Source organism: Cryptocyanus atlanticus LEGE 06306 (assembly GCF_056633155.1).
Map to the genome: position 1 here is coordinate 1 of NZ_JBSJOZ010000022.1, position 9235 is coordinate 9235.

A 9235-nucleotide genomic window follows, 5' to 3' on the forward strand; every position below is an offset into this window, starting at 1 on the left:
ATACACTCATCCCTGTGAACCCCTGAGACCTGTCCACAAAATCGGGGGAAGCCCAAGCGAGGCTTCGACGGAGCGTGGTTCTCTGCGCGCCTCGACGAGGCGATCAGGGCGGCCGGGCCACGGTACACGCCCGAAATACACGTCGAGCTGCCGATCGCCGAAGACCTGGATGCGTTCGGGAGAACGCAGAGGTTTTTCAACCGTGTCCAGGCTTTAGCTCTCCCATTAAGGGAAGCCCTTCTGAGGGCCCGATACTCAGAGCACTCAATCGCCGACGCCGAGACTGCGGCGATGACAGCCAGCCTCTGCGAGACCGTTCAGTCGGTTTTGAAAGCGCTGGGTTCCATTTCACAAGTCGCTGCCGGCCCACTGCCCTTCGCGGGCGTCATCGAGAAGATCGAAGCGACCAGCGTGCCGGTGCAGGCACTTGCCGCGCACCTCGAGAAGCGTGCAGAGGAACATGACTCGCAGCAGCCCAATGTCGAGGCTGGTCACGGCCGATACCGTACGAACCCGTTTCGGGAGCGCGGCTACACCCTGCGACGCCTGGAGAGCGAGTTGCGCGAAGCGTCCGAAGCGTTGCGCCGAGCTGACGAGTTGGCCGCAAGCAGTACATTTGTCCTGCGCGGCAACGCGGGCACAGGCAAGACGCATCTCCTCTGCGATGTGGTGACGCGACGCGTTGAGGCACACCAGCCGACCGTCTTGCTGATGGGTCAACGCTTCGTGAGCAACGATGCGCCGTGGCCCCAGGTGTTGCAGCACCTTGACCTTGCCGGCCTCTCCGCTGAGGAGTTCACCGGGGCGCTAGAGGCGTCAGCACAGGCGAGTGGCGAGCGGGCACTGATCGCCATCGACGCAATCAACGAGGGCACGGGACGCACAGTTTGGCCGACTCACTTGGCCGCATTCCTGGCCCAGGTGGAGCGGTCTCCCTGGCTTGGTGTCGTTCTTTCGGTGCGCAGTTCGTACGAGGACGTGGTTATCCCATCGGAGGTGCGCGACAGAGCGTTGCTCGTGTCGCATCACGGCTTTCGCGAGCACGAGTACGACGCCACGAAGACATTCTTCGTCCACTATGGGTTGGAGCTTCCATCGACTCCGCTCCTCGCGCCCGAGTTCCAGAACCCTCTATTCCTGAAGACGCTTTGCCGAGGCCTGAACGAACAGGGTCACCAGCGGCTTCCTCGCGGCTTCCACGGGATTTCGGCCGTGTTCAACTTATACCTCGACGCGGTCAACGCCAGACTGGCCCAACAACTCAGCTACGATGCTCGAACGCCGCTCGTGCGCCGCGCCGTTGATGCTTTTGCGGCAGCGCTGGTAGATGCGAACGAGCGGTGGCTGCAGCGTGAACGAGCGGCCCAAGTCGTTGACGCGCTTCTTCCGAACCGAGACTTCGAGCGTTCCCTTTCTCGTGGCCTAGTCGTTGAAGGTGTCCTTGCAGAGGATTACCTTCTTCGCGAGGGAACGACCCGGCATGACGTCGTCTACGTCGCGTATGAGCGGCTTGCCGATCACCTCGTCGCGAAGGCCCTCCTCGACAAAGTGCCCGCGCCACCGGACTGGGCTGCCGCGTTCTCCGCTGATGGCGCCCTTGCCGCTGTAATTGCAGACGAGTACATGCCTCCCGGACTGCTTGAGGCCTTGTTCATTCAGGTCGCCGAACGAACCCACACGGAGCTGCTGACGTTCGCTCCGCAGCTGGCGGCGCGCTGGGGAACCAGCCACGCCTTTCTCCAGAGCCTCATCTGGCGGAGCGCTGCGGCCTTATCTGATGCTACGCGGAAGGTGCTCAACGATCTCTGCGTGAGCGAACATGACCTGCACGAGACGCTGGAGGTCTTGCTTACTGTCGCGACCGTTCCGGAGCACCCGCTGAACGCGTCTTTCCTAGATCGGCGGCTCCGAAGCGATGGGATGGCAGATCGTGACGCGTGGTGGAGCACCTACCTCTACAGCGCGTGGGGAGGTCACGGTTCCGTAGATCGCATTGTCGACTGGGCATGGGCCATTGGGAACACGCTTGTCATTGCTGACGACGTGGTTGACCTCTGTGGCATCACCCTCGCGTGGATGCTCACGACTTCTCACCGTTTCCTACGCGACCGTGCGACAAAGGCTCTCGTCAGCCTCTACACGGGGCGTCTCGCGGGCATGGTCCGGTTGGTACACCGCTTCGCGGATGTCGATGACGCGTACGTCGCCGAGCGCATCTACGCCGTCGCATATGGAGTCGTGATGCGGAGCCATGATACCGCAGCTGTCGGTGGCCTCGCCGCAGCGGTGTATAGCCACGTGTTCGAATCTGGTAGTCCGCCGCCGCACATCCTCTTGCGCGACTACGCGCGAGGCGTTGTGGAGCGAGCACTCCATCTCGGCTCGACGAACAACTTCGACTCGGCGTTCATTCGTCCTCCGTACAACAGCGAGTGGCCGTCCATCCCATCCGAGGAGGAAGTTAAGCCGCTACTACCAGATTGGGCGCGGGGTTCCTACGAGAGCAGGGACCTTGAGTGGAGTCGCAATGTCATCGTAGAATCGGTGATGAACGGTGACTTCGCGTGGTACGTCATCGGTACAAATTCATCAATAACATCACGAGATTTTCTGTCGCTCCGACTTCAAGAGCCACCGTGGATGCCGTCTCCTAGTCTCGCTGAGCAGGTGAGCGCTCTTGTCGCTGACCTCTCGGAAGAGGAGCTGACAGCCTGGCAGGCTTTTGATCAGGCGGACGTCGCCCATGCCGATGCTTCTTCCGAGTTCGTTCGCGCGTGGTTCGATCAACGAAAAGGGCCCGACGGTCAACCTACACTCGAAATCCCGAATCAGGAAACCCTCGAAGCGGAACTTGAGAAGGATTGCCCGCCCGAGCTTGTTTCACTCTGGAAGGCCAGAGACGATGCCGAGCGTTCGCTTGAAGCGATTCTTTCTGCGGAACATGCAGCGCGCTTGAGCGCGATCAGGGCCGCAGAAGAGAACCAGCACACGAACAGCCAACCACCAGGTTTTGTTCTCGACCAAGTGCAACGGTACATCCTAAAGCGTGTATTCGATTTCGGTTGGTCTGTCGAACGCTTCGGTCATTTCGATCGCTTCGTCGTGCGCAGCGACGGTCGTGCGGCGTCGAAGCCTGAACGCATGGGCAAGAAGTATCAGTGGATCGCATACCACGAAATGATGGCGTTCCTCTCCGATCATTTTCAGTATCGGGAAGAGTTCCGCGAGGACGGCGACCAGAGCTACCAGGGGCCATGGCAGGTCCACCTGCGTGACATCGACCCGTCATGCACGATCAGTGACATCCCTGGCGGCACGTCATGGGCCGGGCACGCGCCAGCTTGGTGGGGGTCCGCTTCCTACGCCGCATGGGGACATGAAGCGAGCCCGAAGGACTGGGTTGTTAATGTCGAGGGTCTGCCAAGGATCGAAGACCTGCTCGTCTGCGTGAACCCTGAGGATGGGTCGCGCTGGTTGAACGGGCACGGTTACTTCAACTGGAAGGAGGAAGTGCCACCAGATCAGCGCCCATCAGACGTGGCGCGGGGCGAACTCTGGTATGTCGCGAACGCCTACCTAATTCGAACGTCAGACGCGAATGCTTACCTGAAGTGGGCAGAGACGGTCGACTTTATGGGGCGCTGGATGCCGGACCCGCCCCACGTTACCGGGATGTTTCTGGGTGAGCATGGATGGGGCCCCGCATCTCGCTACTTCCAAAATGCGTACTTTGGCGATGATGGTTGGACGCAGCCGAGGCACGGCTGTCCCGTGCAGCTTCGGCAAGTCGCCGTGGAGTATCTCAAGGAGACCAGCGGCTTCGACTGTTCGGTGGATGACGACTACACGCTTCTACTCCCCGTTGAGGAGCTGATGACCAAGCTCCGCCTTCAGTGGGCGGGTTGCGGTGCCGATTTCATTACGTCTTCGGGTCAGCTCGTGGCGCAGGACCCAACGGCGAGCGCTCCCGGGCCGAGCACGCTGCTTCTTCGAGCGGACGCCCTGCAGGATCTCCAGCAGTGCGAGCAACTCACTCTGTGCTGGGCCATCCTCGGTGAGAAACGAATCTTGAACGCGGGGGGCAACGGCCCGCACCATCCAGCTCTGCGCGTTTCGGGCGCCTACGTCCTTGACGGGGGAAAGCTCCAGGGTTTTGTGAAGCGGATGTTGGATGAATATGATCCAAGTGGACCACGACTCATCGACACATATCGGAGTGAGCCATGACGAACCTTGCCACAATCGAAGACCTCTGGGGTTTTCCCAGTTCAGTGAGAGGACCACACCGTTGTCGAGTTGCCGCCGTCCAACAACCAGATTCAGAAGACGGGAGCGTATGCTTAATTCTATGCCGTGATTCAGGCCCGCTTCTGATCTGGAGCGTTAGCCAGAGCTGAGGCAAAGGCTGATGGCGGCAGAAGTGGCTACAATGTGTGCACGCCTGTCTGAGGTCGCCATGGTTCGGGCGAAACTTGTGAAAATTGGGAACTCGCGGGGCATCCGTCTCGCGAAGCCGTTACTTGAGGTTGCGGGCCTTTCTGATGAGGTCGAAATCGAGGCTGCGCCTGGCGTGCTGACTATTAGACCCTCTGCGCATCCAAGAGCAGGCTGGGCAGAAGCGGCTGCAGCAGTCGATCCAGATGGTCTTCTCGATGAAATGAGCAGCACCCGCTTTGACGAAGAAGAGTGGTCGTGGTAAAAGAAGAAGCTGTCTCAAGAGGGGATATCTACCATGTTTCCCTTAATCCCACGCGAGGATCAGAAATCAGGAAAACGAGGCCGTGCGTTGTCGTTTCCCCGGATGAGTTGAATGCTCATCTCCGTACGTTTATCGTTGCGCCACTTACAACAGGTGGACATCCCTATCCTTTTCGCATAGGTTGCCGATTTAATGATAAAGACGGCCATGTGGTTGCCGATCAGCTCAGGGCTGTCGATAGAGACCGGTTGATTAAGCACCTAGGCGTTATTGACGATGACACGCTGATTGAGGTGCTCAGTATTTTGCAGGCTATGTTTGCTGTGTAGCGGCCTGGCTAACACAGCCATTCACCTGATCCGCCCCCGATCACCATTGACCCCCTGGGGGGTTCGTGACACACACTCTCTGCGGCCAGGTGATGGCGAGCGTTATACAGAATGGCGCCAGGCCGAGTCGAAGGCTAGAATGCTAGAGATTCGAACGCTCTGTGTCTAATGGACATCTGGGAGCAAAACAAACTGCTACTGTTTATCGCATTTGTTATTCCAGGATTTATTGGACTAAAAGTATATGAGCTATTATTTCCGGGGCCACCAAAAGATTCCAGTAAGCTGATAGTAGACGCAATTGCAATTAGTTGCTTCAACTACGCGCTTCTTCTTTGGCCGATATCAGCAGTTGAGAGTAGTGGTCTTCGAGTCTCGAATCCAGCTGCTTACTCAGCATTCTACGTCTTCGTGCTGCTGCTTGCCCCGATTCTCTGGTCATTTACTTACAAGTGGCTCAGGCTTCAGCCTGCTATTCAACGGATCCTGCCACACCCAGGAAATCCTTGGGATTACATTTTTGGGAGTCTCAAACCATACTGGATAGTTGTGACACTAAAGGATGGGACAAAGCTGGGAGGAAAATACGATAGCCTTTCATTTTCGTCTACATCAGGGACGACTGAAAGACTTTACCTTGAAGAGGCTTGGATCATTAATGAAAAAGGCGGATTCGAAAGAAAAAAGAATAATACCGCAGGCACTCTGATTATGTGTCATGATTTGGCTTCGATCGAATTCTTCCACGTTACCTATCCACAAGACAATGAGCGACCCTAGCAAGAAAGTTAGACTAGACGAGGGTTATCAACCTGGGCCAAGTGGCTCAGATAAGCCAAAGCGCGAAGGTTCTCGTCCTCTTGAGCGAGGGTATCAGCCTACAGAAAGCAAGAAGAAAGGCGAACCAAATCCTCCGCCAAGAGAACCCTGATGCATTCCCTGTGAGACATCTGTATAACATCGCCATACACCTGAACCGCCACCTGAGATTTACTGTGCCCATGTAGATAGCTTTAGCGTAACCCATTGCGGTCAGGTGATGGCGAGCGTTAGGCCTACAAGGTGGATGCCATGTCCCGGCCGGAGAAGTCAGCTATTATTGGACTCATGAGCACCCTCGAAGAGATTGAGGCTGCAGTTCAGCAGCTGCCGCCGGCCCAGCGGGCCGAATTCCGGGCCTGGTTCCAGTCGTTCGACGCTACGGACTGGGACCACCAGATCGAGGACGATATTACTTCAGGCAACTTGGACTGGCTTGCGGATGAGGCAATGAGCGACAGGCAGAAGGGTCGATGTTCTGAATTATGAGGCATCGGGCCAGCCCACGCTTCTGGGCTTGCTATAACTCACTCCCTTCAGAGGTGAAACTCCAGGCTGATCGTTGTTTCAAATTACTCAAAGCCGAGCCACGCCATCCTTCGCTCCACTTCAAGAAGATCGGAAAGTTTTGGTCGGCCAGAGTTGGTCTTCGATTCAGAGCATTGGCTGTCCAAGTAAACAGCAAAGAATTGGTGTGGGTCTGGATAGGCAGTCATGCAGAGTATGATCAACTACTTCGATTGAAGGCCTAACATCAAGATACAGAAGACGGGAGCGGAGGAAGTCTGCAATCCCCAAGTCCCCTCGCCCGCTTCTGATCTTGAGCGTTATACCTCCCTAGGCTGAAACCAAGACCCCGTCAAGACCCTTGGACATCACAACTCTTACACCTTGGTCTCAGGCCCTGCTGACCCCTGTAATTGCGGTAACTGGGATCTTATGTATCATGGAGACAGTGGAGAACAAATAGTCAGAAACTGAGATATGATCTCTTTGAAAAGCGATATGCTATTTACGAAGCAGCTGTAAAGTTCATAGCTTCAATGATGCGCGAGGGCAAGCCCTCGCAAGAAGCACAAAACGCATTTCTAGTGGGTACCCAAGGATCAAGACTTCTATTCGGTAGAGAGGTTGAAGAATATCTCCATTCTCTATGGGTTGACGCTGTAGAAATGGAAATGCATCAGGCGATTTTCTCCGACCTACCGGTTGGAAAAGATAGAACCATGCATGTCAAAGCCGCGGCTGAGATTAAGAAGAAGCTGCCCGATCACTTCAAGCGACTTGATGAGAAGTTCTTCCCTTACATCAATTTGGCTTCGATCAAATGATTAGGAATCTGCGTTAGTCCTGCATTGATTGGCGGTACTGGTAACGGCTGGCTACTTCATTGGGGGTATGTCTGGTTGAAGGGGTTACTGACGGGCATTATGGTCGGAGGTATAACAAACCCCTAGAGTGGACAGGCCCCCTATAACTCCGGTGCACGCCGCTAGGCTCTCTGCCTGCCACTCAGGGGCAGCGTTCGGTGGAGCGGCAAGACAGGAACTACTACACCTCTAGAAAAGGGGCAACTGGATTTGGTAGGGCGCAGGAAAGACGCCAATAATCAACCAAGGATTAGGGGCAACAGAATGAAACTGGAGAGTTGTTCCGAGAAAGAAGTGAAGATCTTTGCTCACAAACTCATCAAAGTACTTTCCCCTGACCTTATCAATCGCTGCTTGCTCATTCTGGCGTTGATCTCGCCACAAGCAGTTCCAGAATAGTGCACCTATTTCCCAGTCAAGAATTTGCAGCTGGCTACGCTGACCATTTGCATCTTCGAAACGATATGAGAATTTGTAAGGTAGCTTGGGAATCACCTTAAAGGTCTTTCTCCATTCGTTGTCATCAAAAAGTGAGAGCTGATCGATGTGCGCCCGCATTGCACTGAGCTTCCTGGGATCCCACTCTCGGGATTCCTCGCTTTCAACGATGAAATCAATAACCTTGGCAGGCTTGAAAACCGCTAGCGATATCTCATTCTGCTTGGCACCAAGAATTAGCTCATCAAGCTTATCTGAGACTTTTGCTTTGCCAAGTACCATTTGACGCCTTTCATACCATTGGTCCTGAGTTCCAATGTGAGCGACTGCTTGTAATTCGGATTCATCTACAGGTCTATAGCTCTCAGGCCTCGGTGACTTTCAGGGAAGATGTCACTCCTTGGCTGCCACTCAGGCGGCCTGAATTAAGGATAGAGCCTGGTTCGGTTCCGGCTCTTCTGGTGGCTTGTTGATCCACACTTCCTCGGTTTGGCGCCAGCAGCGTGTGTTTCGGCTCCAGCGTGTTGGATGTGCCCGCCGGGCTTTCTCGTAGACCTCGACTCGCTGCTGGCAAATGGCCTTGGCGGCTCCACTGTGGCGCTGGTGGGGCGTCACGAATTTGATGCCGCTATGGCGGTGCCGGAGGTTGTACCAGTCGACAAACGCCGCTACCCACTCGCATGCCTCGTCTTTGCTGGCGAATGGCCGGCCTGGATAGTCGGGCCGGTATTTGACCGTTCGGAACAGGGACTCTGAGTAGGGGTTGTCGTTGGAGACCCTTGGCCTGGAAAACGATCGGAGGACGCCCATCTCCTCCAACCGTGATTCCAAGGTGGCTCCACGCATGGCATTCCCGTTGTCGGCATGGAGGATCAGTGGTGCCTGTTGGCACTGCCGGCTGCCAAAGCCGCTGGGGCGGCGGTATCGCTCCTTGAGGCAGGCCCGCTGTACCAAATCCGCCGCGATTTCAGCCGACTCCACCTCGGCGACATCCCAGGCCACCACCTTTCTGCTCCACACGTCGACCACCAGGTAGAGGTACAGCCACACGCCCCGCACCGTGGTCGGCAGATAGGTGATGTCCCACGACCAGAGCGCATTGGGCCGATCCGCCCTCAGGCGCGGCACTGAGCGCGGTTCCTGAGGAAGCCGTGCACGTCCGCGGCGGTGGCATTGACCTGCCAGGTGCAGCACCCGATAGAAGCTCGATTCAGAGCCGATAAAGAGGCCCTGATCGGCCAGAGCAGGCACGATCTGCCCCGGCGGCAGCGAGGCGTACTCCGGCTGGTTGCAAGTCAGCAGGATCCGCTGGCGCTCCTCCTCGCTCAGGCGGTGAGCGACCGCGCGGGGACTGCCTTTACGGCGGTCCATGCCGTCCCCATCACCAAGAAAGGCCTTTCGCCAGCGTTTGAGGGTGCGCAGGCAAATGCCGATCTCACGGCAGGCGCTAACCAGGCCAGCGCCAGCGACTTTGGCCTCGCCGATCAGCTCGATCACCATCCGCCGGTGCGCGGCGCTGGTCAGCCTGTCCGACGACAATCTGGTTGAGGGGTCGCGCCAATCAGGTTGACCGCTCTTGA

Annotated in this window: 7 protein-coding genes; 5 read left to right on the forward strand and 2 right to left on the reverse strand. The window is 56.6% G+C overall.

The genetic code is table 11. From position 1 onward, the window contains the following. Positions 1–102 precede the first annotated feature (102 nt). From avs2 to ACWJI7_RS13830, 5 genes are all read left to right on the forward strand, one after another. Complete coding sequence (gene avs2, locus ACWJI7_RS13810; RefSeq protein WP_479938766.1) at positions 103–4227, forward strand: AVAST type 2 anti-phage system protein Avs2; 4125 nt, start codon at positions 103–105, stop codon at positions 4225–4227. A 465-nt stretch (positions 4228–4692) separates the two neighbouring features. Beyond that, positions 4693–5028 carry a type II toxin-antitoxin system PemK/MazF family toxin gene (locus ACWJI7_RS13815; RefSeq protein ID WP_479938768.1) on the forward strand — a complete coding sequence of 112 codons (336 nt, stop codon included), beginning with the start codon at positions 4693–4695 and terminating at the stop codon, positions 5026–5028. 168 nt (positions 5029–5196) lie between these two features. Next, positions 5197–5808 carry a DUF6338 family protein gene (locus ACWJI7_RS13820; protein ID WP_479938757.1) on the forward strand — a complete coding sequence of 204 codons (612 nt, stop codon included), beginning with the start codon at positions 5197–5199 and terminating at the stop codon, positions 5806–5808. 291 nt (positions 5809–6099) lie between these two features. Continuing rightward, a complete protein-coding gene (locus ACWJI7_RS13825; protein WP_479938758.1) occupies positions 6100–6336 on the forward strand; it encodes a hypothetical protein in 237 nt (78 codons plus the stop codon). Positions 6337–6893: 557 nt separating this feature from the next. Beyond that, positions 6894–7178: a hypothetical protein gene (locus ACWJI7_RS13830; protein ID WP_479938760.1), complete on the forward strand. Its 285-nt coding sequence runs from the start codon at positions 6894–6896 to the stop codon at positions 7176–7178. Positions 7179–7406: 228 nt separating this feature from the next. Here the strand turns inward: ACWJI7_RS13830 and ACWJI7_RS13835 are convergent, their stop codons facing one another. Both ACWJI7_RS13835 and ACWJI7_RS13840 read right to left on the reverse strand, forming a co-directional pair. Then, on the reverse strand, positions 7407–7937 hold the full coding sequence (locus ACWJI7_RS13835) for a hypothetical protein (protein ID WP_479938762.1): 531 nt from the start codon (positions 7935–7937) through the stop codon (positions 7407–7409). A 129-nt stretch (positions 7938–8066) separates the two neighbouring features. Beyond that, a partial coding sequence (locus ACWJI7_RS13840) for an IS3 family transposase (protein ID WP_479938764.1) occupies positions 8067–9235 on the reverse strand: 1169 nt, incomplete at its 5' end.

What these genes read in the sequence shown, in the direction of transcription:
- ACWJI7_RS13820 (WP_479938757.1), top strand. Translation starts at nt 5,197, where the DNA reads ATGGACATCTGGGAGCAAAACAAACTGCTACTGTTTATCGCATTTGTT.
- ACWJI7_RS13825 (WP_479938758.1), top strand. Translation starts at nt 6,100, where the DNA reads ATGTCCCGGCCGGAGAAGTCAGCTATTATTGGACTCATGAGCACCCTC.
- ACWJI7_RS13830 (WP_479938760.1), top strand. Translation starts at nt 6,894, where the DNA reads ATGCGCGAGGGCAAGCCCTCGCAAGAAGCACAAAACGCATTTCTAGTG.
- ACWJI7_RS13835 (WP_479938762.1), bottom strand. Translation starts at nt 7,937, where the DNA reads ATGGTACTTGGCAAAGCAAAAGTCTCAGATAAGCTTGATGAGCTAATT.